The sequence below is a fragment of the Halomonas salinarum genome, assembly GCF_012062845.1.
Lineage (GTDB): Bacteria > Pseudomonadota > Gammaproteobacteria > Pseudomonadales > Halomonadaceae > Onishia > Onishia salinarum.
In genome coordinates, this window is the sequence record NZ_WWNB01000005.1 from 22,330 (window position 1) to 49,271 (window position 26,942).

25 protein-coding genes and 1 tRNA gene are annotated in these 26,942 nt (G+C 58.3%); 13 read left to right on the plus strand and 13 right to left on the minus strand.

Annotation, left to right across the window (positions count from 1 at the left end; all coding sequences use genetic code 11):
• Together HF027_RS05345 and HF027_RS05350 are read right to left on the minus strand one after the other, a co-directional pair.
• Complete coding sequence (locus HF027_RS05345) at nt 1-1,089, minus strand: ABC transporter ATP-binding protein (protein WP_168013609.1); 1,089 nt, start codon at nt 1,087-1,089, stop codon at nt 1-3.
• A gap of 529 nt (nt 1,090-1,618) precedes the next feature.
• Nucleotides 1,619-1,906 carry a hypothetical protein gene (locus HF027_RS05350; protein ID WP_168013611.1) on the minus strand — a complete coding sequence of 96 codons (288 nt, stop codon included), beginning with the start codon at nt 1,904-1,906 and terminating at the stop codon, nt 1,619-1,621.
• 839 nt (nt 1,907-2,745) lie between these two features.
• Between HF027_RS05350 and HF027_RS05355 the strand changes: the two genes are divergently transcribed.
• Nucleotides 2,746-3,159, plus strand: coding sequence for a CBS domain-containing protein (locus HF027_RS05355; RefSeq protein WP_168013613.1), 414 nt, complete (start codon nt 2,746-2,748; stop codon nt 3,157-3,159).
• A 411-nt stretch (nt 3,160-3,570) separates the two neighbouring features.
• Here the strand turns inward: HF027_RS05355 and HF027_RS05360 are convergent, their stop codons facing one another.
• Nucleotides 3,571-4,278, minus strand: coding sequence for a metallophosphoesterase (locus HF027_RS05360; protein WP_245184535.1), 708 nt, complete (start codon nt 4,276-4,278; stop codon nt 3,571-3,573).
• Nucleotides 4,279-4,754: 476 nt separating this feature from the next.
• Between HF027_RS05360 and HF027_RS05365 the strand changes: the two genes are divergently transcribed.
• The 7 genes from HF027_RS05365 to putP all read left to right on the plus strand — a co-directional run bounded on the left by HF027_RS05365 (nt 4,755) and on the right by putP (nt 13,515).
• Nucleotides 4,755-5,801 (plus strand): calcium/sodium antiporter, encoded by a 1,047-nt coding sequence (locus HF027_RS05365; protein ID WP_168013615.1) that lies wholly within the window; start codon nt 4,755-4,757, stop codon nt 5,799-5,801.
• A gap of 104 nt (nt 5,802-5,905) precedes the next feature.
• A complete protein-coding gene (locus HF027_RS05370; protein WP_168013617.1) occupies nt 5,906-6,760 on the plus strand; it encodes a mechanosensitive ion channel family protein in 855 nt (284 codons plus the stop codon).
• Nucleotides 6,761-6,867: 107 nt separating this feature from the next.
• Nucleotides 6,868-6,941, plus strand: a tRNA-Gly gene (locus tag HF027_RS05375).
• Between the two features lie 50 nt (nt 6,942-6,991).
• Nucleotides 6,992-7,366, plus strand: coding sequence for a hypothetical protein (locus HF027_RS05380; protein WP_168013619.1), 375 nt, complete (start codon nt 6,992-6,994; stop codon nt 7,364-7,366).
• Between the two features lie 73 nt (nt 7,367-7,439).
• Entirely contained in the window at nt 7,440-8,213 is a 774-nt protein-coding gene (locus HF027_RS05385) for an AraC family transcriptional regulator (RefSeq protein ID WP_168013620.1), read from the plus strand.
• A gap of 284 nt (nt 8,214-8,497) precedes the next feature.
• Nucleotides 8,498-11,689, plus strand: coding sequence for a bifunctional proline dehydrogenase/L-glutamate gamma-semialdehyde dehydrogenase PutA (gene putA / locus HF027_RS05390; RefSeq protein ID WP_168013622.1), 3,192 nt, complete (start codon nt 8,498-8,500; stop codon nt 11,687-11,689).
• A gap of 335 nt (nt 11,690-12,024) precedes the next feature.
• A complete protein-coding gene (gene putP, locus HF027_RS05395) occupies nt 12,025-13,515 on the plus strand; it encodes a sodium/proline symporter PutP (protein WP_168013624.1) in 1,491 nt (496 codons plus the stop codon).
• Between the two features lie 179 nt (nt 13,516-13,694).
• On the opposite strand, the gene HF027_RS15840 is transcribed toward putP, so the two are convergent.
• Nucleotides 13,695-13,985 (minus strand): cyd operon YbgE family protein, encoded by a 291-nt coding sequence (locus tag HF027_RS15840; RefSeq protein ID WP_168013626.1) that lies wholly within the window; start codon nt 13,983-13,985, stop codon nt 13,695-13,697.
• A 319-nt stretch (nt 13,986-14,304) separates the two neighbouring features.
• Here HF027_RS15840 and HF027_RS05405 point away from each other — a divergent pair, with 319 nt between their 5' ends.
• Nucleotides 14,305-14,913, plus strand: a complete 609-nt coding sequence (locus HF027_RS05405) for an OmpW/AlkL family protein (RefSeq protein WP_168013628.1) — start codon at nt 14,305-14,307, stop codon at nt 14,911-14,913.
• 381 nt (nt 14,914-15,294) lie between these two features.
• Here HF027_RS05405 and HF027_RS05410 read toward each other — a convergent pair whose 3' ends face one another.
• The 3 genes from HF027_RS05410 to HF027_RS05420 form a co-directional block, all read right to left on the minus strand.
• Nucleotides 15,295-15,933, minus strand: a complete 639-nt coding sequence (locus HF027_RS05410; protein ID WP_168013630.1) for an OmpW/AlkL family protein — start codon at nt 15,931-15,933, stop codon at nt 15,295-15,297.
• Nucleotides 15,934-16,151: 218 nt separating this feature from the next.
• Nucleotides 16,152-16,652: a gamma-glutamylcyclotransferase family protein gene (locus HF027_RS05415; protein WP_168013632.1), complete on the minus strand. Its 501-nt coding sequence runs from the start codon at nt 16,650-16,652 to the stop codon at nt 16,152-16,154.
• Between the two features lie 24 nt (nt 16,653-16,676).
• The gene (locus HF027_RS05420) at nt 16,677-17,012 is read right to left on the minus strand and encodes a YqcC family protein (protein WP_168013634.1); all 336 of its coding nucleotides are present in this window, start codon (nt 17,010-17,012) and stop codon (nt 16,677-16,679) included.
• A gap of 419 nt (nt 17,013-17,431) precedes the next feature.
• On the opposite strand from HF027_RS05420, the gene HF027_RS05425 reads away from it, so the two are divergent.
• The 4 genes from HF027_RS05425 to HF027_RS05440 all read left to right on the plus strand — a co-directional run bounded on the left by HF027_RS05425 (nt 17,432) and on the right by HF027_RS05440 (nt 20,392).
• On the plus strand, nt 17,432-18,463 hold the full coding sequence (locus HF027_RS05425) for a DUF3549 family protein (RefSeq protein WP_168013636.1): 1,032 nt from the start codon (nt 17,432-17,434) through the stop codon (nt 18,461-18,463).
• Between the two features lie 12 nt (nt 18,464-18,475).
• The gene (locus HF027_RS05430) at nt 18,476-18,913 is read left to right on the plus strand and encodes an ATP-dependent zinc protease family protein (RefSeq protein ID WP_168013638.1); all 438 of its coding nucleotides are present in this window, start codon (nt 18,476-18,478) and stop codon (nt 18,911-18,913) included.
• Nucleotides 18,914-18,933: 20 nt separating this feature from the next.
• The gene (rimK, locus tag HF027_RS05435) at nt 18,934-19,842 is read left to right on the plus strand and encodes a 30S ribosomal protein S6--L-glutamate ligase (protein WP_168013640.1); all 909 of its coding nucleotides are present in this window, start codon (nt 18,934-18,936) and stop codon (nt 19,840-19,842) included.
• Nucleotides 19,843-19,945: 103 nt separating this feature from the next.
• Nucleotides 19,946-20,392, plus strand: coding sequence for a hypothetical protein (locus HF027_RS05440; RefSeq protein ID WP_168013642.1), 447 nt, complete (start codon nt 19,946-19,948; stop codon nt 20,390-20,392).
• Here HF027_RS05440 and HF027_RS05445 read toward each other — a convergent pair.
• The 6 genes from HF027_RS05445 to sufB form a co-directional block, all read right to left on the minus strand.
• Entirely contained in the window at nt 20,313-21,218 is a 906-nt protein-coding gene (locus tag HF027_RS05445; protein WP_245184538.1) for a SanA/YdcF family protein, read from the minus strand. The genes HF027_RS05440 and HF027_RS05445 overlap by 80 nt on opposite strands.
• A gap of 228 nt (nt 21,219-21,446) precedes the next feature.
• Entirely contained in the window at nt 21,447-22,010 is a 564-nt protein-coding gene (gene sufT, locus HF027_RS05450; RefSeq protein ID WP_168013644.1) for a putative Fe-S cluster assembly protein SufT, read from the minus strand.
• Between the two features lie 27 nt (nt 22,011-22,037).
• Complete coding sequence (locus HF027_RS05455) at nt 22,038-23,279, minus strand: cysteine desulfurase (RefSeq protein ID WP_168013646.1); 1,242 nt, start codon at nt 23,277-23,279, stop codon at nt 22,038-22,040.
• Nucleotides 23,280-23,282: 3 nt separating this feature from the next.
• The gene (sufD, locus tag HF027_RS05460) at nt 23,283-24,641 is read right to left on the minus strand and encodes a Fe-S cluster assembly protein SufD (RefSeq protein WP_168013648.1); all 1,359 of its coding nucleotides are present in this window, start codon (nt 24,639-24,641) and stop codon (nt 23,283-23,285) included.
• Complete coding sequence (gene sufC / locus HF027_RS05465) at nt 24,638-25,390, minus strand: Fe-S cluster assembly ATPase SufC (protein ID WP_136253057.1); 753 nt, start codon at nt 25,388-25,390, stop codon at nt 24,638-24,640. The genes sufD and sufC overlap by 4 nt, the downstream gene beginning before the upstream one ends.
• Before the next feature lie 81 nt (nt 25,391-25,471).
• Nucleotides 25,472-26,914: a Fe-S cluster assembly protein SufB gene (sufB, locus tag HF027_RS05470; protein ID WP_136253058.1), complete on the minus strand. Its 1,443-nt coding sequence runs from the start codon at nt 26,912-26,914 to the stop codon at nt 25,472-25,474.
• Between the last annotated feature and the right edge of the window lie 28 nt (nt 26,915-26,942).

A 26,942-nucleotide genomic window follows, 5' to 3' on the forward strand; every position in this document is an offset into this window, starting at 1 on the left:
TTATAGGCCTCCCAGATGCGCCGGAATGTGCACCACACCGCCTTGCTGATCGAAGGCATAGACCTTGTGGGTGGGCACGTAGAGGGTGACGGCGGCGTCAGGATCGAACTCGTGCACCCCCTCCAGCAGCACCGTCATCTCGAAGCGCTCGTTGTGCACATGGAGAAAGGTTTCCGAGCCGCTGAGCTCGGCCAGGTCGACCCGCATCTCAAGCGCCAGATCATCACTGGCCTGAGGGCTCAGCGCGATATGCGAGGCCCGAATGCCAAAACGGTAGTCCCCGGCCCCCAGTGGGCGTAGATCATCATTGAGAGGAAACTGAATGCCGCCGTCGAGATGCACTTCGCTATCGGTAATCTGGCCTCCGACAATATTGATCGGCGGCTCCGAGAACATCTCGGCAGCGAGAATGCCTTGCGGACGGTGATATACCTCTTCCGTCGGGCCGTACTGCAGCAGTCGCCCCTCATGCAACACGGCAGTGTTGCCACCCAATGCCAGCGCCTCGCCGGGCTCCGTGGTCGCATAGACCGCGATACAGTTACGCTCGCTGAAGAGCGCACGCAGCTCGTCGCGCAACTCCTCACGCAGTTTGTAATCCAGGTTGACCAAGGGTTCATCGAAGAGGATGACATCGGCCTCCTTGACCAACGCCCGGCCCATGGCCGTGCGCTGCTGCTGACCACCGGACAATTCCAGCGGGAAGCGATCCAGCAGATGATCGATGCGCAGCATCTCGGCCGTTTCGCGTACCCGACGGTCAATATCGGTGCCAGCCACCTTGGCCAACCTGAGCGGGGAAGCGATGTTCTCAAAGACGCTCAGCGCCGGATAATTGATGAACTGCTGATACACCATCGATACGTTGCGGCGGCGCACCGAGACACCTGTCACGTCACGGCCGTCCATCATCACGCAACCCCGGGTCGGCACTTCCAATCCGGCCATCAGGCGCATCAGTGTGGTCTTGCCTGCCAGGGTGCGACCCAGCAGGACATTGAAAGACCCCGGGGCCAATTCCATGTTCACGCCATCGATATGGGTGGCGCCGTTGACCACGTGGTCGATGTTCTCAAGGATCAGGGACATGTCGTTCTCATGAGCAGCTTGGATGAGGCAGCACGGGACATCCTGTCAGCAGGCGTCGCGAAGCATGACGGCGGAAGGAAAAGCACACTGGGCGAGCTCCTGTCTTGTGGTCACTGTCTTTTATTATCAGGAAGCGATTTAGGCGAGGATGAAAACGTCAAACCCCATTAATGTTCGATTTTAAACAAACGAACACCTGGAAGTGTTCGTTTGTGCACTCAGACTAGTGCAGGGGTGGCTCTGCAGCAACGCAAATGACCTGTTTGGCGCTTATACCTTGGTCTAAAAGCCCCTAAAAACCATCTAAATGTTTGAAAAATGGCTGTGTGCGCAATCCACGCATGCCATTTTCGCTTTCGATCATTACCAGGCATGCGAAGCCATATCGGACGGCACAGGGCTGTGCCGCCGAATGCCCCACGGTGGGAGCAGGGAGGAAAACAACGGGATCAGGGAAGGGAGAAAGGTTAAGGCACCAGATTACAAGGCACGGGGGTTGAGATGGGCTTTGAGAAAGTGCTTGGTCGTGTCAGGTGTCGTCGGTTTCTTTGTCACCGGCACCCTTGGCATTCTCACCGCGAGTCAATGCCTCGCCATGGGCCTTGGGGTCGATTTTCTGTTCGAGCCGGTCGGCATCTTCAGCCAGTGACTCGTGATAGCGCGACCAGTCTTCCCAATCGTGAGGCGTGCCCGTGCGCGGACGATGGCGCCCAGCCTCAATGGCTCTGGACCAAGCCAGTTCCTCGAGGGTGTGAGGTTTCTCCTCTTCTTTGTCCAACTCAATGCCTTTCTTGGCAAGATATTCGCGAGCATCCATATGGACTCTCCTTCATTTCTCGTTAAGGTGTTTCCTCTTTCAATGCCACCCTGACGCTGAGCTTTTAGACATCCTTGATGATAAGCGAAGCAGATACCGAGGCAGTACCGAGGGAAGGTCTGCAGTAGAACACGCGCAACCAACACCACAGGGCTTTACTTGTCAGGACCTGCAATCTGTCAAGAGCGTTTCATTATTAATGACTATTGAATAGCGACTATCAATTAATTTATTCATGCCCTGACCGAACAGGAGGCTTGCAGATGTTTTCGCCAGGCCGCCTAGCTCACCGACCTATTACCCTGCGCCCTGCCCTGCCGCACCCCCGGCAGTACCACCCGTCACGTCTTCATCGCCGTGTATACCGTTGGCAGGAGTGTTTAGCGACACTTAAATGGCAGGAGTAGAGCTCAGCTATGCTGAGGGGAGACGTGCTACGGTGGAGATAATGACGTGGCCAGCAGCGAGGTATCATGTAAAGACCCAGGCCGTTCGCAAGGGGGCAAGGCAACGAGGGCCAGATGCAGGCTCATGCCGAACAGCGCAGCAGACTTTTTCTCGGTCTGAGATCTTTGGCCCTATTGTGGAGACACGGGCGCGCTTGTATACCTGAGTTTTACCTTTGCAGACAAGGCACATCAGCCGCGCAGAGGCTTGAGATAGCCTCTATCATCCAAATCATCGAAGAAGGATCGCGAACCGCCCTTCGCCATCTGAATGCCAATCTGCAGCGCGGCTCTTGACTCGTTGAGCACTGCATGGAATGTGGATCGGGGACTGACGCAACCCGGCGCCAAGCGACACAAGATGCCATAACTGTTGAAGCAAGGAGACCGACGATGCCTCGAAACGCGCCCAGTATCATACGCGACATCATGTCCCGCGATTGCTATCGAGTAACCGGCGACACGTCGATCACCCAATTGGTGAAGGGCCTGGGGCTCCATCGATTGCCCGGTGTGCCAGTCGTCGATAACAGGGATCATCTGATTGGTTTCATCTCAGAGCAAGATGTGCTCGGCAAGCTGCTCCAGAGCGCCTATCTCAACGATGAACCACCACTGGTCAAGGAACTGATGCGCCATGAGGTACTATCAGTGACACCTGCCAAGAGCATCACCGACCTGGCTCAGGAAATGCTTGGTACTAAACCCAAGGTTTATCCCGTAGTGGAACAGGAGCGGCTAGTCGGCATCGTCACTCGCCGCGACATCCTCGGCGCCATTCTGAAAATGCGTGGTGGAAATCACTAGGCACCACCAATACTGCTTCTGAACTCCTGCCCAACACCGCACCAATGGACACGGCCCGGCCCAATGAAGGCCGGGCCGTGTCCATTGGCGTATCGCTTATCGCGGCACGCTTGAGACCAAGGCACCACAGGGCAAAGCCCTGCACGATAGAGACACCACTATCCACACAAAAAAAACGCCATGTGAAAACACATGGCGGTCAAGAATCGAAACCTGAGTAATCACTCCTATCGCGACTGCTATCACTTAGGAATATGTACTCAACTTCTGTGACCGCGAGCTGTCGAAAACTATCCATGACAGCTGAAAAAAATTTGTGCCCGATGTTTCTGGGCGTCAAAGGCTGGTGGCCTGTGCTCATGTGAAGGGATAGTAGCTGCCATCTTGGGGCACCCGGCTGACGACCATCACTCAGGGCTCGCGCTTGACCTGGTGCACAGTGTCCAGCACCTCCCGCGCATCGATCAGGGTCAGGCGTCCCGACATGAAGGCGCCGGTATCGATGTAATGCACATTACCCAGAATGGTCGGGGTGCCAACAATGGTGTGTCCCACCACTACGGCATCGATGCTCGCGACAGGTGTGGTATCTCCCTCCTTGATGCGAGACCGGCCCCACACCAGGCGCTCACGGCCGGCAGGATGGTCCTCAAGCTCAAGCAATGACCAGTCTTTGGGCGGCTCAGCGTGCACGATACCGATACGCTTGCCGCCCACGCTTATCTCGCGGGCGTAAGGCAGGTAACGCATTGCCGTCTTTAGCAGACTCTTCACGTCCTCGAGGTTCTCTCTCTGTGCCCAGGTGCCACCATTGTTCATCCAGAGCTCATGCTTGAACCAATCACCCTCGGCGTCGCTCTCGTTGAACAGGGCATCCTGCGCCAGCATCTCGTGGTTGCCACGTACCCCAAAGAACCAGGGCTCGAAAGGCAGAGCCAGGCAGTCAAACGATGCTCCTCCCCGATCGATTAAATCCCCCACGCTGAAGAGCCGATCCCGAGACCTGTCGAACGCCACCCGGGCCATGGCTTCCATCAGCAAGTCGTACTGGCCGTGAATGTCGCCGACCAGGAAGTCTCGCCCTTGTGTGTTGGTATCATGCTTCTCGATTATCGTCATAGTTCCAGCTCCATCGGCTCCGCCCAAAGCCATTCACAAGGCACAAGGTCACGAAACGCCGACCTGTACATCGTGCAGGTCGATACATCTCAGTAAGAATCCTCGGCCAATTGTCTTCAAGACGCCCCTGCTCTTCATGCTGACATCAAGTAGCCACGAGAGTGCAAGCCAAGCCAACCGCTTCACTCTACCTGCCGCCCATACTCGTTGTGGTTCTCGGATAATCCCCAGCGGCAAGGCTTTTCCTTCGAGCGCAAGAGGCGCGAGACCATAGCGACGGCTATCGAAAGTGACGTACGATCAGGCTAATTAAGTAGGCGAGTTAACGTGCTTCTTTCGCTTCAGTCCGAAGGGTGTCTTGAATGCCGATGATTGAGCTGAGCACTATAGCCGCCAACACACGCTAATAGAAAAATAAGCAACGGCTGATATGGCCAACACGCTGGATGCAGGCCTTTGCAAAGGAGAATTCGAGCATGATCATTGCTGCCTTCTTGGCTGGACTCATGTTGCTAATTGTGGGGGCAGAGGGGTTGGTCCGGGGAGCATCTCGGCTGGCTTCCCGCCTTGGTATCTCATCACTGATCATAGGCTTGACGGTCGTCGCCTTCGGTACCAGCGCGCCGGAATTAGCCGTCAGCCTCAAGGCCGCAACCAGCGACCAGGCCGGTATCGCTATAGGCAACGTAGTAGGCAGCAACATCTTCAACGTGTTGTTTATCCTTGGCCTTTCGGCGCTAATCGTGCCCCTCTCGGTCGCCCAGCAACTACTACGCTTCGACATCCCGCTGATGATCGCTCTCTCGGGGCTGATTCTGCTGATGGCACTAGATGGGAGTATTTCGCGCTTAGACGGGCTAGTGCTGGTGGCCGGACTCATCAGCTATACGACGTTCCTGTTGCTTCAGGGTATGCGGACTGCCAGCTCTAATGCCTCCAGCACACCCCAAACACCCTGGGGAATCGACCTGCTGCTGGTGGCAGGTGGCTTGGGACTGCTGGTGCTCGGTTCACGTTGGTTCGTTGAGGGAGCCGTCGTCTTTGCAGCTTACCTCGGCGTGAGCGAACAGGTGATCGGCCTGACCATCATCGCCGCAGGCACGTCCCTGCCCGAGGTGGTAACTTCGATCATCGCGGCCCTGCGCGGAGAACGCGACATAGCGGTGGGCAACGTGGTCGGCAGCAATATATTCAACCTGTTGGGCGTGCTGGGGCTAACCAGTCTTCTGGCCCCCTCAGGGATAGGCCTCTCGCCCGCCATGTCCGGTTTCGACTTGCCCGTAATGATCGCTGTCGCCCTGGCGTGCCTCCCGATCTGCTTCACGGGAGGCCAGATCAGCCGCTGGGAGGGAGGCGTGTTCTTTGGCTACTATCTCGTCTATACCCTCTATCTGATTCTGGCGGCGGCACACCACGATGCCCTACCCGGATTCGGAATGGTTATGCTTTACTTCGTCCTGCCGATCACGGTACTGACCTTAACTCTAATGACCTTTCGAGAGGCACAGAGCCGGGCACGCTGACGCAGTTCCCGACTCTCCCAGCTAGGATCGACGCCACAGAATGGCTATGCGATCGTCATGCCTTACCATTGACCAATACAAATACCGAGGGGAGCCGACTCACCATGCCCGAGGTGTCCTTCTGGGCGGAGTTACTGAGCAACCGTGTCGTGAGTTCGATCGCGCTGGTGGCCGTGATTGCCACGTTGCGCATTCTCGCGGTGCGCGTCATACGTGGCCACAAAGAAATTCTGTCTGATCACCGGCGAGCATGGCTGGCTCGCATTCGGAATGCCACTGTGATTTTTGCACTGGCTGGCCTGGTACTGATTTGGCTGCCCTCCCTTCATGCCTTCGCGTTGTCCATTACGGCCTTCGCCGTAGCCTTGGTGATCGCCACCAAGGAACTGATTCTCTGCCTGTCGGGCACCGTCCTGCGTATCGTCAATCAGCCCTTCGAGATCGGTGACTGGGTCGAGATCGGCAACCTGCGCGGCGAGGTAGTCGACGAGAACATGCTGGCGACGACGCTGCAGGAAATCGGGGGGCCCGTGGGCCGCTTCGAGTATTCTGGCAAGACTATCGTAGTGCCGAACAGCATTTTTCTGACCACCCCGGTGCAGAACCAGAACTTCTTCAAGAAATGGGTATATCTCGAAGTATGCGTCGTTCTGGAGAACGACGTGAACATGCGGCGGGAGCTGGCGGCGCTGGAACAGGAGATGGCGACGCTGCATGAGCCGCATGCCGATCTCGCCCAGCGCTACAGCGCGATGATCAGGAAACGAAGCGGAATAAACATCGCTGAACCCCATCCTCGCGTGACTCTTACCACGACGGACATCGGCAAGCAGCGTATCGACGTCACGCTGTTTTGTCCCACTCCCAACGCCTTTGAGCTCGAGCGAGCCATCAACGACGCCGTCCTGCGCCGTTACTGGTCACTGCGCACGCCGGAAAGCACATCAACAAAAGCATGACGAGCAAACGAAAAACGGCAAAACAAGCACTTACAGGGTAAAAGTTGAGAAAAAAGTGAGACGGCTTGCATCAGATAAGCTCTTGGATTTACTATCAAATTTGGCTCGCGGGTGTAGCTCAATGGTAGAGCAGAAGCTTCCCAAGCTTAAGACGAGGGTTCGATCCCCTTCACCCGCTCCATAAGATGCCACGCCCCTCTGCACGATTTCGTTCCTCATCGAGCCTTGAATATGGCGATTTTTCTGCTGATTTTTGCCATTTGCTTCCTGGTTATCGGTAGCATGGTCGGCATAATGATGCTGACTCGTACGCCGCGCTACCGCACAGAAGCTCATGATCTATTAACGCTTTTCGATAAAGCACTCGCCGGCACCCTAAGCGATACCGAGTGGCATACCGTGATTGGCTACCCTGTCCGTCATGACGAGTTCCTCGAAGGTGTACGCCGCCGCGCCCAGCACCTGATGGAAGAGCACGGGCGCCCTTGGCAGGCCGCTCAGGGGGGATCGCTTTTTTCCCGCAGCGGAAGGGAAGACCTCAAGGCGCTGCGTGACCACCTAGCCGCCAGGACCGCCCTGCGAGAAGCAAGAGAGCAAGAACACTGACACCAAAGCCTTCCTCGTTACGTCGGCGTAAACAGCATGCTTAGCGGTTTACTGTGCCGGGAGAACCGAACAGATGCCCAGCGCCCTTCACCTCGTCCCGCTCGATACCACGACCAAGCATCATCATCATGACTATCACCAGATCGTCATTGGCGTTGATGGCAATGCCGAGTTCGAGATCGAAGGGCTAGGCGGCTCCATCGCCCCCCTATCGGGATGCATCGTGCCGGCGAACCACGAGCATTATTACGAAGGGGTGGGAGTCAATCGCCACCTGATCTTGAACCTGCCATCCACGTCTTACCCTCTGGCAGACCAGCACTATGCGTTTGCTCGCCTGTTCGATGCCCCACACTTCTTCACCTTAGACGCAGCGCTCACGCGCTATCTGGAATTCCTGGTGCAGGAACTAGGCCGTCAGGAGAACGGAATGCCGCAGCCGCTGGCACATCACGAGCTGATGGTGGCCACCCTTCTATCGTCCTTGAACGTGCGACAGCCGTCTGCTCGAGCGACACCCAGCGGCCAGCAGCGCATCAACCTGGCCTCACTGGATCATTACATCCAGCAGCACCTTTCCCAGCGCCTAGGTGTCGCCGACTTGGCTCGCCATGCCTGCCTGAGCGAGGCACATTTCAATGACTGTTTCCGTCAACAGACCGGCATCACCCCCTATCAATATCTGTTGACCAAGCGCCTGCGCGCTGCCCAGCACCTCCTTCTTTCAACGCGCATTCCGTTGTCGCAAATTGCTGATAAAACTGGATTTTCTTCACAAAGCTCACTGTCGCATGCCTTTCGGCGCAGCTTTGGGCACCCCCCCAGCGCCTTGCGTCGTCAAGCGTAGCCGACCATTGTTGACGTTAAGCGTTAAGATATAACCCAAACTCTACGTCTGGATACCGGCCTGCAACCTTTCCCGTTTTTTGACAAATCAAGCCGGGAAATTCACAAGACGCATGCCGCCTGCATCACTACATTCATCCAGTCATGAAACGGCCACGAACAGCTCGCGCCTGCTTCTACGTTTCTTGGGCCACGCTTCACCAGCCGGGCTCCTGCTAGCAACGCAGGCCTCTGACGTCATGTCGGCAATCCCGCCCGGTCACGTATTGTTATGGGATATTCATAATGCTCAACGCTAACAACATGCTGGATAGCACCATTTGGAAGCAGGACCTGGATACGCTATTTGCCCGCATCAGCGATCATTACATTGTTGATGAAGACACCTTTGTGGGGGAACTCGTTGATTTCTTGTCCGCCGACGAAGCCGAATTCAAGCGAACGGCCGACCAAGCCGCCGAGCTTGTGCGCGAAGTCCGGGAGATGGATACAGCGGTAGACTCGATTGATGAGCTACTCCAGCAGTACAGCCTCGATACCCACGAGGGCCTGATGCTGATGTGTCTCGCCGAGGCCATGCTGCGCATTCCCGATAAGGCCACGGCAGATGCCCTGATCGACGACAAGCTTGGCCCGGCAGACTGGAAGGCCTACGTTGGCAAGAGTGAGTCCTGGTTCGTTAATGCGTCTACCTGGGGCCTTTTGATGACCGGCCGCGTCATTAACATGGATAAGTCCAAGGAAGGCAAGCCCGCTACCTTCATCAACAAGCTCGTCAACCGTATGGGTGAGCCGGTCATCCGCCGCGCCATGTACGAAGCGATGAAGATCATGGGCAAGCAGTTCGTGCTCGGCCGCGATATCGAAGAGGCCCTGAAGCGCTCCAGGCCGCTGCTCGACAAGGGGTACACTTACTCCTATGACATGCTGGGTGAAGCCGCCCGCACCCGCCAGGATGCCAAGCGCTATTACGAATCCTATGCCGATGCCATCAAGAGCGTCGGCAAGACCAGCAAGAAGCTGTCGCCCAAGACGCCGTCACCTTCGATCTCCATCAAACTCTCGGCCCTGCACCCACGCTATGAATTTGGCCGGCGTGAACAGGTACTCGAAGAGCTTGTAGGCACCGTGCGTGAACTGGCCGCCATGGCGCGCGAGCGTGATGTCGCCATGACCATCGATGCCGAGGAAGTCGACCGTCTGGAGCTGTCGCTGGAAGTCTTCCGTGCCATCTACGAAAGCGATACCTGCCGTGGCTGGGGCAAGTTTGGCCTGGTCGTACAGGCCTATTCCAAGCGGGCACTGCCGGTACTTCACTACCTTAATCGTCTGGCCGACGAACAGGGGGATGAAATCCCGATGCGTCTGGTCAAAGGCGCCTACTGGGATACCGAGGTCAAGGAATGCCAGCAGATTGGCGTCGAGGGCTATCCAGTCTATACCCGCAAGGCAAGCACTGATGTTGCTTACCTGGTCTGCGCTAACTTCCTTCTGTCGGAAAGCACGCGGGGACGTATCTTCCCTCAGTTTGCGACACACAATGCGCACACCATCAGCACCATCCTGGAACTGGCTAACGAAACCAACCGGCCCTTCGAATTCCAGCGCCTGCACGGCATGGGCGAGGCGCTATATGACGCAGCGCTCAAGCGTGCTCCCAACGGTACGTCCTGCCGCATCTATGCGCCGGTAGGCGCACACAAGGACCTGCTGCCCTACCTGGTTCGTCGTCTGCTGGAAAACGGGGCCAATTCTTCCTTCGTTCATCAGCTGGTAGACCCGCGGGTACCGGTCGAATCACTCTGCGTGCATCCCGTGGAAACGCTCAAGCAGTTCAAGACATTCAGCAACAACCGGATTCCCTTGCCCAAGAATATCTATGGTCCCAACCGTGAGAATTCCAAGGGCGTGAACTTGAACATCAAGAGCCAGTACCAGCCCCTCATGGATGAGATGGCCACCTTTATGGACAAGGCGTACCACGCAAAACCTCTACTGGCCTTTGATGTCGCCGATGACAGCGACGCTCGACATGATGTGCTGTGCCCCTTCGACCGCAAGGTCAAAGTGGGCAGCGTCCAATGGACCAGCAAGGATCAGGCATCCAAAGCCGTAGACGCCGCCTGGGCGGCTTTCCCTCGTTGGGACAACACCCCGGTCGCCGAACGTGCCGCCATCATTCGCCGCCTGGGCGACCTGATGGAAGAAAACCTCGCCGAATTGATGACCCTTTGCTCTCGCGAGGGGGGCAAGCTGCTGACCGACGGTGTCGACGAAATCCGTGAGGCCGTGGATTTCTGCCGCTACTATGCGACACGCGCCGAGGAGCTGTTTGGCACTGCCACACCTCTGCCGGGACCGACGGGCGAATCCAATGAGCTGCTGCTTTCAGGAAAGGGCGTTTTCGCCGCCATCAGCCCCTGGAACTTCCCGATCGCCATCTTCTGCGGTCAAGTCGTGGCGGCCGCCGTGGCAGGCAACCCGGTACTGGCAAAACCAGCAGAACAGACCTCGCTAGCGGCTAACCGCATCATCGAGCTGCTCCATGAGGCCGGCATGCCGCGCAACGTGGTCCAACTGCTGCCGGGCGACGGCCCCACCGTGGGCAGCGTGCTCAGCGGCGATCCGCGCATCACCGGCGTGGTCTTCACCGGCGGCACTGACACCGCCCAGACCATCAACCGAGCGCTGGCGGCCCGGGAAGGCGCCGCCCTGCCGACGCTAATCGCCGAGACGGGCGGCATGAACGCCATGATCGTCGACTCCACCGCCCTGCCCGAGCAGGTGGTGGCAGACGTCGTACAGTCCGCCTTCCAGAGTGCCGGTCAGCGCTGCTCCGCCCTGCGCGTGCTGTACCTGCAGGATGATGTGGCTGACCGTGTCATCGAGATCCTCAAGGGTGCCATGGATGAGCTGCATGTCGGCGATCCGCGCAACCTGGGAACCGACGTAGGCCCGGTGATCGACGAAGACGCGCGCAAGGGCCTGATGGCTCACATCGAGAAGCTCAAGGGCGAAGGCCGTCTGGTCGCCGAGACCCGCCTGGACTCGTCGCACACCGACCAGGGCACGTTTGTCGCGCCGGTCGCCTTCGAGATTGATGGCATTGATGCCCTGGACCGCGAGCAGTTCGGCCCAGTGCTGCATATCGTTCGCTACAAGGCCAGCGAGATCGATCAGGTGGTACAGTCCATCAACGATCGTCGTTATGGCCTGACCTTCGGCGTGCACAGCCGCAACGAAACCTTCGCCGAAGACATTGCGCAGAAAATTCGGGTAGGCAATGTATACGTAAATCGCAATATCATTGGCGCCGTCGTCGGCGTACAGCCCTTCGGTGGTCAGGGGCTATCAGGCACCGGCCCCAAGGCGGGTGGCCCGAACTATCTGTTGCGCTTCGCCACGGAGAAAACACTGACCATCAATACGGCCGCGCTCGGCGGCAACGCGTCGCTACTCGCAATGGGTGACGAGTAACCCGGACCGAGTAGTCTGCCTGACGGGATGGCGACACCCCGTCAGGCGGGTACGTACGAAAAGACCTTGCCGATCAGCGATAAGAAAAGCAGGGTCCTTTCGGCGTTTGACAACAATAACTGCAGAAGGACGACTCAACATGATGGAAAACAATCCGACCACCGGCATCACTTTCAGGCGCAAGCTGGTAACGATGCCCAGCATCGGCATCATCGCCTAGGTACGTGAAGGGAAGAAAGCTACAAAAACAATGCGTGCCACTACCGGATTCTTCACGGTAACCGCGCTAATTGGTCGGATTGAGTTCCGTCCTAATGCACTGGAGGAATGCCCCTATGGCTATTGGTGTCTGGATTAGTCTTTTTACTTACTTTGCGCTCATGGTTGCCATCGGCATCTATGCCATGCGCAAAGCCACGTCTTCTTCTGAGGATTATATGCTGGGTGGTCGCTCTCTCAGCCCCAAAGTGGCCGCCCTATCGGCCGGCGCTTCGGATATGAGCGGCTGGTTGCTGCTGGGCTTGCCCGGCGCGATGTTTGCGTCTGGTCTGGGATCGGCCTGGATCGGCATCGGCCTGCTGGTGGGTGCTTTCTTTAACTGGACGCTGGTGGCACCCCGCCTGCGTGAACAGACGGTTCATTATGGTAATGCGATCACCATTCCGTCTTTCCTGGCAAACCGGTTCCCGACGCGGGCGATGTCGCTGAGGACGGTATCGGCTATCGTCATCGTGATCTTCTTTGCGGTTTACACAGCTTCTGGCCTGGTGGCTGGCGGCAAGCTATTCGAAAGTGCGTTTGCCGGAATCTTCACTTTCGGTGGCCTGAGCGACTACGCCGCTGGCATCATCATCACCCTTGGCGTGGTGTTGGTCTATACGGTAGTCGGCGGCTTCCTGGCCGTTAGCATGACGGACTTCGTGCAAGGCTGCATCATGATGCTCGCACTGGTGATCATGCCGGCGGTGGTACTCTTCGGCGAAGGTGGCGGCGGTTTCGCCCAGGCGTCACAGACCCTGAATGACGTCGATCCCACGCTACTCTCGTGGACAGAGGGCCTGACCTTTATCGGCTGGCTGTCTGCCGTTACCTGGGGGCTGGGGTATTTCGGTCAGCCGCACATCATCGTGCGCTTCATGGCTATCCGGACGCTGCGGGAGGTTCCGGTCGCCCGTAACATTGGCATGAGCTGGATGCTGATCTCCCTGATCGGCGCGATTTCTCTGGGCATCTTTGGTCGGGCTTACGCAGTACGCAACGGCTTGAATGTTGAAGACCCAGAAACCATCTTCATCATCCTGGCGAACCTGCTGTTCCATCCGCTGATCACTGGCTTCCTCTTCGCGGCTCTTCTGGCGGCGATCATGAGCACCATCTCCAGTCAGTTGCTGGTGTCCTCTTCGTCACTGACCGAGGATTTCTACCGTCTTTTCCTGCGTAAGGAAGCGACCGAGCGTGAATGCGTCTTGGTAGGCCGTATCTCAGTCGTACTGGTGGGCCTGGTAGCCGTCGTCATTGCCTCCGATCCAGATTCTCAAGTACTGGGTCTGGTCAGTAACGCCTGGGCAGGCTTCGGCGCGGCCTTTGGTCCTCTGATCATTCTGTCACTGATGTGGCCACGCACTAATGGTGCTGGGGCTATCGCCGGAATGGTCGTGGGTGCCGCCACCGTCATGATCTGGATTACGCTGGGCTGGAACGCCTCGTTCATGGGTGGCCCGGGTGTCTACGAGATCATTCCTGGCTTCATCGCTTCCTTGATTGCCATCCTCGTGGTCAGCAGTGCGACTGCCGATGCCGGTGAATACCAGGTCATTGAGCGGTAACAGAACGCGCACCGCGCACATAACGTAGTAAACGCAGCAAAAGGGCTCCTTCGGGAGCCCTTTTTATTGCCGGCGTCATGAGGTGCTTTAATGCCACCGCAGACCAGTTCCCAAGAACCTTTTCACACGCATTACCACCAAGCGCTGCCACACCCTAGGATAGCTTTCGTTGGACTCTCTCAACCGACGACTAGCCTAGCCAGCACGAACATGGCGAAACCTAGAAGCACCCACCAACAAGTGGGCCCTGCCATCAACTTTTGCCCCCACCGCTGATGTGCCGTCAACCCCACGCCGTGCATGAAACCAGCGCCCAATGCCCAAACCCCCAATACCACCATCGGCAAGCGCCATCCCCAGGACAGACCACTAAGCACTTCAGGTCGCCATAGCAGCACAACCGAGATAATCGACGACAGTATCAATGCAGCAAAGGGCAACCAGACGTGACGTACGATGCGTGAATGCATATGCCCTCCTCACCGATGCGCGCAGTGCCGAACCGTTGACTCGTGCCTTCCAGTCAAGACCAACTCACCTCATTTGGCGAGCCGCCCATCATCACAAGCAGCTAATCCTCTACAAACCCTTTTCACCACCAGGCTCAGGATAAGCGCCTACTCACACCACAACACCGATAACGTAAAGCAATCATAACTATCAAGCTCATTGGTAAAATTTCAACGCCAAAGAAAACACTGTTTCCTATAATGGTCTTGTATAAAAAGACATCGATGTTGGACATAGAGCAGTAACCATCGATCCTTTATTAGCCATTAGGAGGCTCCCATGAGCAAGGTAACGTATCTTTCAGCCGCCATTATCGCGACCACCAGCCTGATCGCGACTCAAACGGCAATCGCCTATCAGGCCGGTGACATCTTCGTGCGCGGCGGTGTCGCCCAAGTCGAACCCTCTTCGGACAATGGCAACCTTGCTGGGGCTGAGCTCGATGTGTCCGACGAGAACGGTTTCACCTACGGCTTTGGGTACCTGTTCACGGACAAGGCTGGCGTTGAGCTCAACAGCAGCGAACCCTTTGAGCATGACCTGAGCCTGGGAGGGAACGGCATTGGCAGCGTGGACCGCACGCCGGTCAACCTGCTAGCCAACTACTACCCGCTCGGTGGCACCAGTGGCAAGGTGCAGCCGTATGTTGGCGTCGGAGTCAACTACACCACCTATTCGGATGAAGAATTGAGTGGTCTGGATATCGATGACTCCTGGGGTGCCATGGGTCAGGTCGGGGTCGATCTCGCCTTGACCGATTACCTGCTGCTCAACGGCTCTGTGAGCTATGCCGATGTCGAAGCGGACGCCAACCTGAACGGAAATGGCATTGGCACCGCAGACGTTGACCCTGTCACCATCGGTGGTGGCATCACGCTGCGCTTCTAACCACTACCCTCGACCATGTGCTGCAGATCTCGTGCATAATCAAACGAAGCAACATCTCACGCCGGGCCTTTTGGCCCGGCGTTTTTTGCTGAGCCTTTGAGCCTTGGATTTGCCACCAGTTTGCTGGACGACTTGACCACCGGGAGGTGTAGCTATGCGTCATGGCGGCGTCTAGGCACAGCCCCCGACGACAGGCAGCAGCCAGATGCTGAGTTCATCCAAGGGCAGTATGGCCGGCAGCCTACTCGCCAGTATCACCAGGAGCCCTCGCCGATTGAGGAAACATGTAGCTCAAAGGCTCATACAGCCTATCAAGGCGTTAGAACGCAAGACGCCCGCTTCGAAGGAAGCGGGCGTCGTCATTCAGGCGTATCGGTCGTCTCAGAAGCGGTAACTGATACCGCCCATTACCACCACCGGGTCAATCTCGACGGTACCTACATCGCTGCCACCCACCTTGGCATCTGCATCAATGTCCAGATACCAGGCCGCTGCGTTAAGGGCCCAATGCTCATCGATCAACAGATCGACACCCACCTGGCCGGCAGCGCCCCAGGAATTCTCGAGTTCCAGCGTGCCGATGTCGAGCTGTTCGTCGGAGAAGATGGTGTAGTTGACCCCGATGCCGGCATAAGGCTGCACTCGGGCCTGGGTGCCACCCAACGGATAGTATTGAAGCGTCAGAGTCGGCGGCAGGTGCTTGGTCGAAGCCAGATTAGCACCATTCAGCTCGATGTCATGCTCGAAGCGCTCGGAAGCCAGCAGCTCGACGCCCAGCTTGTCGGTGAACCGATACCCCAAAGTGAAGGCGCCAGCAGTCTTGCTCTGTACATCCACCTCATAAGCGCCATTCGCAATAGTACCGTTGTCGCTCTTGGGCGAGACCTTGGCAACGCCAAGGCGAGTGAAGATGTCTCCGGCCCCATAACTGGCATCCGCCGCGAGCACGTCGCTTGACGAAAGGGCACTGGCAGCCACCAGACCAGAGGCGAGAACGGCGGCGAAGGCAGAATAACGCATGACTCGATTCCTTATGCTGTCGGGGGCAACCATGGCTGCCGAAAAAGACATCACGAGTCTACTCAACGAGAGCAAGGCCAATATTGACGCAGCGCAAGACCCGGCGGCACGAACCCAAGGGTGCGACAATGCGCCCCACTGCTTCTACACCACAAAACGCCAACCGGGGTATCAAAAAAAGCGAAAAACAAGAAGGAATGGGCTGGAACAACAAAAGATCAGCGCGGCGTATGTCGATGCAGCCCCAGTGCAACGAGGCTTTGCTCGTCCAAGTCATCCACGGCGTCGACCCGCGCCAGTGCGGCATGATACTCCACCGACAGAAAGGGCTGCCCCGCCAGCAAGTGCGCAAGGTACTCGCGCGCCGGCCGCAATGCGTCTCCGGTTCGCTCCGGCTGGGCAACGTACACCCAGGCCTCAATAGCACCTTCATCGGTGAGCACCGGCGCACGCACTCGGGTGTAATCATGGGGATGCCCTTCGAAGGGATCCATCAAGGTGATCTGATCAGGATGGGTCAACTCGAAGAGGGCTCCCTCGACCCGGCACCTCTTTGCCGGATGGACATTGGCATGGGCAATGCCGGGGACTTTGGACGCCTTGTCGAAGCTCAACCGGTAGCCTTCCAACACGCCGGCCAGCGCACGACGGGGCTCACCGATTCGGGCATCGACCCGCGCCACGTTCATGTTGCTGCCATAGGCAAAGTAATAGGGCATGCCGTTCTCCTGATGTTGGCGACCTCAGGAGGCCTCGTTGATCACCTGATCGACTTCCTCTATGGCCTTGACGACCAGCAGACGATCACCGGCGCGAGACTGATCCTGCTTGAGATACATGTCGGCTGCCGGCGCCACGCTGCAGCTCGCGGGGAGTACCGCTTCTTCTGCAATCATGGTATCGAGGCGAGCGATAAATACGAAGCGTAGCCATTGCGGCAATGACATGGAATCAACACAGAACGGTTGCTCGCTGGCCAATGCCTCGGCCGAGGGTTCTTCCACCCTCCAAAGATCCGTTGCCTTGAGGGTCGCTTCCAGGCGGCGAACCGCTTCGTCTAGTTGTTGATGAACACTCATAACCTCTCCCGATTCAACACCAAAACCCGCCATTATCCCGGGCAAACCTTGCCTTGGCCAGTCGTCAGGCCTCTAAGTCTCCAATAGCGCCTGACTCGACAGCACCGTGCGAAGAAAATCTCGGGTGCGTGGCTTGCGAAGCGTAGAGAAAAGCGCTGCTGTAAACCCGGCTCGAAAACGACCGGCAACGCAGGTCAGGCATTCCACCGTGCTGGCCTGTTATCACCAAGGGCTCGTCATGCACAGAAACCCTGCAAAGAACTGTGGATAACCATTGGACAAGCATGGCTTGCCGGGATGTCATGGGCGCCCAGGAGAGCTGGGTGATTTTTATACAACACCCCCCTTCTCCACTGGGCCGGGCTGCCAAGGGTCCTACCAAAAGTGATACAGTGAGCGCTTGATTAAGGGAAGGTGCCATGCAGCCAATTTTTACGCTTCACGACTTCTTCACGCGCAGCGGCGCCCAGGTACGGCTCTATCATCTCGGTCGGCGTCTGGCGCCCTGCTCGCTAGACGAGCTCGCCGCCTTCGAGGCTCAACGCCAGCCCTGGTCGATGCCGTGGCAAGGGCAGGCGCGATTCGCCTGCATCTTCACCATGGGCGATGCCGACGAACCACTTACCTGGTTCCTGTCGCTGCCGCTGGATGAGCAGGGATTCTTGATGGCGGCCCCTCGAGACGCCTTTATCCAACGCCTCCTTGAGACGCTTGGCCACAGCGTAGCGACACTTGGCGAAGAGAGCCGAGTGGACAACCTGATGAAAGACAATCCGCTGGCCTTTACCCCCTCTTTGCCATTGCAAGCGATGCTGCATGCCCGCGCCAGCCACGACCTGGACCGGCCGGCAAGCGAGCATTTGGAGCTTGTCGAAAATTACCTGACCGGCGCGCAAGACACTGCGTCAGAAAGCCAATGGCAGGCACTCGGCCTTCAGGGGCTCGCAGACTTCGCAACACGCCACGATGCCGACCAGGCTCATGCGCTTGCCAAACGTTTGCCAGCCCTACCCAAGGAAGTGTTGCACTCACTGTGCTACTGCCTTGAACATATTGAACTGGACGTCGAATTGATCATGAGCCTACGTGCACGTGGCGAGAAGGCGGCCCGCGAAGGTGATATCGAGACCTTCTGTGCTTGCGTGCGCGCGATAGGCGCCAGCCAGGACGACAGTGTCGGCCACTGGTATGGCGAGTTACTCGACGACCCTGCCGCCTGTGGCCCTGACCTGCTCGCGGCCATTGCCGCACGAGGCTGGGAGCATCTGGAAGATGCTCAGCGGCTGCCGCGCTATCTTGAACGCCTGGCTGAGCAACCATCGGTAGACTTCACGGCGATGGTGCGGGACCTGGCGCTGATTCCGAGGCTACGCCTGCCACTGCTGATGCAATTGCGCGATGCAGCGACCAACTCGCCGGTTGGACAACGGCTCGCCCACCTGCACCGCTGACCCGGAGGGATCATGAAAGCACTGCCCTATCAGGCCAAGGCGGTCATCGGCCGCCGCGAGATGGTGACGCTTCCAGACCTGGGGTTGACCCTTTGCTGCAAGGCCGACACTGGAGCACGCACATCGGCACTTCATGCCGAGGAAATCGAGACGTTCGAAGAGGACGGCCATCCTTGGGTCAGCTTCGTGACCCGCAGTGGTGGGCCAGAAAGCCCGCCCCACCCAGTGCGCCTTCACCTGCATGATCGACGACTGGTCACCAGTTCCAACGGCCAGGCCGAATGGCGATACGTAGTGCGCACACGCCTGCAAATCGGTGAGCTCGACTTCATGGCGGAGCTAAGCCTGTCTCACCGCGGCGATATGCGACATCCCATGCTGCTTGGACGCCGCGCCATGCGTCGCCTGCTAGTCGCCCCTGGCGCCGCCTTTCTTCATGGCGAGCCCTGACCCCTACAAGGATCCGATGTATGCATATCGCCCTGCTTTCCCGTAATCGCCATCTTTATTCAACTCGCCGTCTGATCGAGGCGGCAGAGCAGCGCGGCCACACTGCTCGGGTCATCGACACGCTGCGCTGTTACATGAACATCACATCGCACCGACCCTCTATCCACTATAAAGGGGAAGAACTCGAGCCCTTCGATGCGGTGATTCCGCGCATCGGCTCATCAGTGACCTTCTATGGATGTGCCGTACTACGACAGTTCGAGATGATGGGCACGTATGTGCTCAACGACAACGTGTCAATAACCCGCTCTCGGGATAAACTGCGTTCCCTGCAACTGCTATCGCGCAAGGGCGTGGGCCTGCCCGTGACCGGCTTCGCCCACTCGCCCGATGACATCCCCGACCTGATCACCATGGTCAAGGGGGCCCCCTTGGTCATCAAGCTGCTGGAAGGCACTCAAGGTATCGGCGTGGTGCTTGCCGAGACCAACCAGGCGGCGGAAAGCGTGATCCAGGCTTTCATGGGCATGAAGGCCAACATCATGGTTCAGGAGTACATCAAGGAAGCCAAAGGCGCAGACATTCGCTGCCTGGTGATTGGTGACAAGGTGGTGGCCTCAATGAAACGACAGGCCGCCGAAGGCGAGTTTCGCTCCAACTTGCACCGTGGCGGCAGCGCCAGTGTGATTCGCATCACACCGGAAGAGCGCTCCACGGCGATCCGTGCCGCCAAGGCCATGGGGCTGCGCGTGGCAGGGGTTGACCTGTTGCGCTCGAATCACGGTCCGGTGATCATGGAGGTCAACTCCTCGCCAGGCCTACAAGGCATCGAGATGGCCACCGGCAAGGACATCGCCGGTCTGATCGTCGAAAACCTGGAAAAACACGCTGCCCCCAAACGCAAGGCTCCGCCGAAGCCCAAGGGCTAGTGCGTCGCTCTCGAGCCGGGTGGCTCGAGAGTTTTCTCGCCGCGGGGTAGCAAAACACCGTTTCCCCGCGCACAATCTGCGTCACCGGAGGAGGTGACTGCTCATGTTTCTCGATAATCGCCAAGTGGCGATGGACAGCTTGCTCGAAGCGCTGGCCGATAGCCTCGACTACTTCCAAGACAACATCGAACGCCTGCGTCCGGCGTTGCGTGAAGTGCTGAAACCGCACTATGAAGCACGCCACAAAGAGATGCAGAAACTGCAGACGCTGGCCAAGCGTCATCTCAATCTGCTTCCTCGGGATGCAGATGTCGAACGTGACGACTACATGTGGCTGTGGAGTCGGCTGAAGAGCTTTGTCGGCAACGACAGTCAGGTACTTATCGGCGAACTACTCGAACAGGAGCGGGTGTTGATGCAAGCACTCGCCACGCTTCACACACACCCGCTGCCCGACTCTATCGAGCCGGTCATTGAGCGTTGCTGGAAGGGCTGCCGTAAGCTGATTCGCGAGCTTTATCAACTTCAGAAACAGAACCAGAACCGCTAGCCTCTCCTCTGGCAGGCTGCGCAGGGCTATCGCCGGAGCTCGCTGCAGGCAAGCTCCCCTCCCCACCCATATCAAGGGCCTGTGGCGAGTCTTTTCCCTCTTGCAACGCCCCTTGCAGCCGCAAGGATACGGCCACGGCCACCGGCGATACCCGCGGTGGTTTAGCGATCACCAGCGGCTCCTTGGGGCCCAGGAAGTAAGGTTCTCGCCCCCAGAGATAGAGATCGCCAAGCGTCGCCAGTCTTGCCAACCATTCCCTGGCACGCAGTCGCCAGATACCGTCAGCCGCCTCGGCTTGAACCGCACAGCCCCCGATTTTCAGACCTAACGCATCGGCAATGAACATGGCTCTGGGTAGATGCCAGGCCTGACTGATCAGTAGCGCACGCTCAACATCGAACACCGCCTGGGCACGAACCAGCGTATCGAAAGTGCTGAAACCCGCGTAATCCAGGGTCATGTCGACGTCGCGCACACGGCGATTCCTCAGCTCTCGCCACATGCTCACGGGTTCGTTGTAGTAACGCGTGCGATTGTCACCGGACAGCAGCAAATGGTCGACGCGCCGCTCGCGCATCAGATCAGCGGCTGCGTCGATACGCGCCGCAAAGTACGGGTTACGCCCCCCTTGGCGACTCCATAGGGAAGTCCCGAAAACGATGCCAACCGGCGCCTGGACACACTGCGCCAACTGATGCTCGATACGGCCACGGGTTCTCTCTACCATCCAAAGATTAGCGGCTACTCCCAGCATCACCAGGCATACCACCAAGGCGCCGAGCGCCATCAGGATGGCTCTGAGACCTCTCCCCCATTTCCGGTACATGCAAGAATACCCTTTGCTGTCCAGCGGCCCTTGGGCGCATGTCGATCGTTAAATGCCCCGATCCTGTCTCCAGAAACGGGGCATTGTCTGCGCTTCTAACAAGATGTTCTCAGCCGCTCGACATGCATGCATCTATGTCAATCGCTTCAAGGTACGCGACCCCCAACTCCCAATAGCGACAGTCGGCGAAAAACTGTCAATAGCCAGTCTCAGAAGTAGAAGATAACCTCAGAACATCCCCAGTTCGAGTCGAGCTTCCTCGCTCATCATCTCGCGACTCCAGGGTGGATCGAAGACAATTTCGACGTGCACCTTGCTGATCTGTGGAGCACCGAGAATCTTGTTGCGGGCGTCAGCAGCAATGACATCCCCCATGCCGCAGCCAGGGGCCGTAAGGGTCATGCGAATGGTGACGATGCGATCGCCATTCAGCAATCGATCGATGCGACAGCCATAGACCAAGCCCAACTCGACAATATCAACCGGAATCTCCGGATCAAAACAGGTGCGCAACTGGTCCCAGACAAACTGTTCGATCTGCTCTTCGCTAGCATCCTCGGGCAAGGTGGGACGAGGCAGTGACTCAAGACCCAAGGCATCAAGGTTAGCACCCTCGACCAAGTACAAGCGCCCATCGAAGGCCACACTGACGGTACTGCCCTTAGCCTGCATCACCGACACGATACTGTCTTCGGTCAACTTCACCGTCTTGCCGAAGGGAATGGAGATGACTTCCACATCCCGTTGCAAGGGCATTTCCTGGCCCTTATAGAGCGCTTCAACTTGTTCCATTGCCGACATTGTCTCCTCCGGGATCAGTTAGCGCACCATGCCAATCACACGCTCCAGGGATTCGACGAAGATGTCGATCTCCTCGGGGGTGTTATAGGCGGCGAAAGACGCGCGACAGGTGGCATCAACGCCGAAGTGAGAAAGTAGCGGCTGAGCGCAGTGATGGCCGGTGCGTATCGCCACGCCGAGCTGATCAATCAGCAACCCGATGTCCTGACTGTGTGCACCATCGACCACGAAGGACATGACAGCGGCCTTGCCTGGCGCGGTACCCAGAATCCGCAGGCCATCGATACGCGAAAGCTCCCTGGTGGCATGCTCGGTCAGACGGTGTTCCCAGGACCGGATCAATGGCAGACCGATGCCCGTCACCCAGTCAAGCGCCGCGCCAAGGGCGATCACTTCGGCGATCGCCGGAGTTCCGGCTTCAAACTTGTGAGGGATGTCAGCAAAGGTGCTGCCAGCCTCGAAGGAAACCGTCTTGATCATTTCGCCACCGCCCTGCCAGGGCGGCATGGCATTCAGTAGCTCTGCCTTGCCATAGAGCGCTCCGACACCGGTGGGCCCATAGACTTTGTGCCCCGAGAAGGCGTAGAAGTCGGCGTCCATGGCCACGACGTCGATCTGCTCATGCGGTGCTGCCTGAGCGCCATCGACCAGAATCAGGGCGTCATGTGCATGGGCCACTCGCGCCATTTCCGAGATCGGATTGACGGTACCAAAGGCATTGGAGACATGATTCACTGCCACCAGACGTGTCCGCTCATTAAACAGATCGCGATAAGCGTCCTGGTCGAGCACGCCACGCTCATCCACCGGGATCACCTTGATGCTGAAACCGATCTCAGCGGCCAGCAATTGCCAGGGCACGATGTTGGAATGGTGCTCGAGCTGGGAGATCAGCACCTCGTCGCCAGCCTTGAGGTTGGCACGCCCCCAGGAGTTAGCGACCAGGTTAATGGCCTCGGTAGTGCCTCGTGTGAAAATTACCTCACGGATCTCACGGGCATTGATGAAGGCTCGCACCTTGTCACGCGTGCGCTCGAAGGCCGCGGTCGCTTCATCAGCCAAGGTATGCAGGCCACGATGGATATTGGCGTTGTAGCGCCCATAGTAGTCATCGAAGACCTCAATCACCTGCCGTGGCGTCTGACAGGTGGCGGCGTTATCGAGATACACCAGCGGTTTGCCATGCACCTCCCGATCGAGGATCGGGAAGTCATTGCGCACCTTGGCCACGTCCAGCATCAGGTCACTGAAGTCGGTCATGACTCACTCCTCATCCAGGGCAGCAGCCGCTTCGACCAGTCCGGCCAGGTTGAAGCGCTCCGGCAGCTTGCCTGCCACCGTCCGCTCGACCCGCTCGGCGATGGCATCCAGGGCTACCTGGTCCATGACCTCGCCGGCAAAGGCCAGGGTCAAGAGGCCGCGTGCGGTCTCGTCACTGATCCCCCGGGCACGCAGTGCGAAGATGGCTTCTTCATCGAGCTGGCCGGTGGTTGCCCCGTGGGAGCACTTGACGTCATCCGCGTAAATCTCGAGCTCAGGCTTGGTATCAATCTCGGCGCGATCAGAGAGCAGCAGGTTGGCGTTGCTCTGGTGAGCCTCGATCTTCTGACTGTCGCGGCGCACCACCACCCGGCCATTGAAGACACCGTGGGCGCGGTCGCCGAGAATGCCCTTGTAGTTCTCGTTGGAGAAGGTGTGGGGCGCGTTATGATTGACCAGCGTATGGTTATCGACGTGCTGACGCCCCTGAGCGAAGAAGAGCCCAAAGTAGTTGGCCTCAGCGCCCTGGGCATTCATCTCGGCAACGATATCATTGCGTACCAGCGACCCACCCAGGTTCAGATTGAAGGACGTGAAGCGGCTGTCGCGCCCCTGATCGACATGCAGGCTCGAGACATGCAGGTCCGTGAGCGCGGCTTCCTGAAGCTTGTAATGCGTAAGGATCGCACCACGCTCGAGCATGACCTCGGAGACCAGATTGGAGAAGTTGGCAGCGCCCTCTTCGCCCACCTGGTGCTCGATCACCGTGGCCTGACTGCGCGAGCCAGCCTCGATCAGTACCCGCGGGTGACTCATCAAGGGCGCCTGGTTGGCGCGGGAGAGGAACTGTACCAAGATCGGCTTTTCGACCACCGTCCCCGGTGACAGCCGAATCACCGCGCCCTCTTCGGCAAAGGCGGTGTTCAGTGCCGTGAACGGCGAAAAGTCGACACCCGCGAGACGCCCAAGGGCGCCGCCCACGGCTTCATGGTTATCGGCCAGTGCTTGAGACAGCGGTTCCACGCTGACGCCTGCCGGCAGGGCCGCCAGATCAGAGAGCTCGGGGGCAAAGATACCGTCGACGAAGGTCAGCCGCAGAGCCTCGAGGGGCAGGGTCAGCGCAGCCGCCGTGGCGGGCGACAGCGGCGTCACATCCTGCGCATCCTGAGACAGGGTGAAATCGCCGCGGGCGATCGCCCGCACGTCGGTGTACTTGAACGCCTCGTCACGGCGAGTCGGGAAACCCATTGCTTCGAAGCGTGCCGCACCGGCCTGGCGACGGGCAGCAACCCAAGTGGGCTCGGCGCCTCGGCGATCGGCGCGTGCGCTCAATGCATCGAGAAAGGTCTGTTCGTCGCTCATGCCGCGGATTCCTCCAGGACCCATTCATAGCCCCGCGATTCGAGTTCATGGGCCAGCGCCTTGTCGCCGGTCTTGACGATGCGACCATCAACCAGCACGTGCACCACATCCGGCACGATATGATCAAGAAGGCGCTGGTAGTGAGTGACCATCAGGATGGCGCGATTGGCATCACGCAGCGAGTTGACGCCATCGGCGACGACCTTCATGGCGTCGATATCGAGGCCGGAGTCGATCTCATCAAGCATCGCCAGCTTCGGCTGGAGCAACAGCATCTGCAGGATCTCGTTGCGCTTCTTCTCGCCACCAGAGAAGCCTTCATTGACGGCGCGTTGCAAAAAGCTCGAATCCATCTTCATGAAGTTGATCTTTTCACGGACCAGCTTCATGAACTCCGGCGCAGGGATCTCATCTTCGCCACGCGCCGCGCGCTGAGCATTCAGTGCTGCCTTGAGCAGATAGATGTTCTTCACGCCGGGGATCTCGACCGGATACTGGAAGCCGAGCAGCATGCCGGCACAAGCACGCTCCTCAATCTCCATCTCCAGCACATCCCGACCTTCAAAAGTGATCGAGCCGCTGGTCACCTCATAGCCATCCTTGCCCGCGATCACTGCCGACAGGGTCGACTTTCCGGCGCCGTTAGGCCCCATGATGGCATGGACCTCACCCGGGTTGACCGAGAGCGAAAGGCCCTTGAGGATTTCCTTGCCTTCCACCGTGACGTGCAGATCCTTGACTTCGAGCATGTTGACACCTTGATTCGGTTCGGGCCGCCGCGCGGCCTTGTAAGATTCGATGACGGAGACGGTAATAGAGCCAGGCGGCGCTTAGCCGACAGCCCCTTCCAATGTCACATTGAGCAGCGCCTCGGCTTCGACGGCGAACTCCATGGGCAACTCCTGGAAGACGTCCTTGCAGAAGCCATTGACGATCATGCTGACCGCGTCTTCCTCGGAGATACCCCGGCTCTGGCAATAGAACAGCTGGTCCTCGCCGATTTTCGAGGTGGTCGCCTCGTGCTCGACGGTCGCTGTACTGTTACCGATCTCCTGATACGGGAAAGTGTGAGCGCCACACTGGTCACCGATCAGCAGCGAATCGCACTGAGTAAAGTTGCGCGCGCCCTTGGCCCTAGGCCCGATCTTGACCAGGCCGCGATAGGACTGGTTACTGCGACCGGCGGAGATGCCCTTGGAGATGATGCTGGAACGGGTGCCCTCACCGATGTGAATCATCTTGGTGCCGGTATCGGCCTGCTGACGACCGTTGGTCACGGCGACCGAGTAGAACTCACCGATGCTGTCTTTGCCGCGCAGCACGCAGGACGGATACTTCCAGGTGATCGCCGAGCCGGTCTCGACCTGAGTCCAGCTGATCCGCGAACGATCACCCCGGCAGTCACCGCGCTTGGTCACGAAGTTGTAGATACCGCCCTTGCCATCTTCGTCACCCGGGTACCAGTTCTGGACCGTGGAGTACTTGATATAGGCGTCTTCCAAGGCCACCAACTCGACCACTGCCGCGTGCAGCTGGTTCTCGTCACGTTGCGGCGCGGTGCAGCCTTCCAGATAGGAGACCTGAGCCTGCTTCTCGCAGATGATCAGGGTGCGCTCAAACTGCCCGGTATTGGCGGCATTGATGCGGAAATAGGTGGAGAGCTCCATCGGGCAGGTCACGCCTTCCGGCACGAAGACGAAGGAGCCATCGGTGAACACTGCCGAGTTTAGCGCCGCGAAATAGTTATCGGCAGACGGCACCACCGTGCCCAGATACTGCTTGATCAGCTCCGGATAATCGCGGATGGCTTCCGAGATAGAGCAGAAGATCACGCCTGCCTCGGCGAGCTTGTCCTTGAATGTCGTAGTCACGGACACCGAGTCGAAAACCGCGTCCACGGCCACGCCAGCAAGGGCGGCACGCTCATGCAGCGGAATGCCCAGCTTCTCGTAGGTCTCGAGCAGCTTGGGGTCGACCTCATCGAGGCTCTGCGGACGATCCTCGTCCTTCTTCGGCGCGCTGTAGTAAGAGATCGCCTGGTAGTCGATCGGCGGATAGTCCAGGTGCGCCCAGGACGGCGAGGTCATCTTCAGCCACTGATGATAGGCCTTGAGACGCCATTCGAGCATCCATTCAGGCTCGCCTTTCTTCTTCGAGATGAAGGCGATGGTGTTCTCATCGAGGCCAGGCGGCATCGTGTCGCTTTCAATGTCAGTCACGAACCCTTGGGTGTATTCGCGACGGACAAGCTGCTCCATTTCTTCACTTGCCATGGTCTATCTCCTCCCGGTCAGTTGGAAT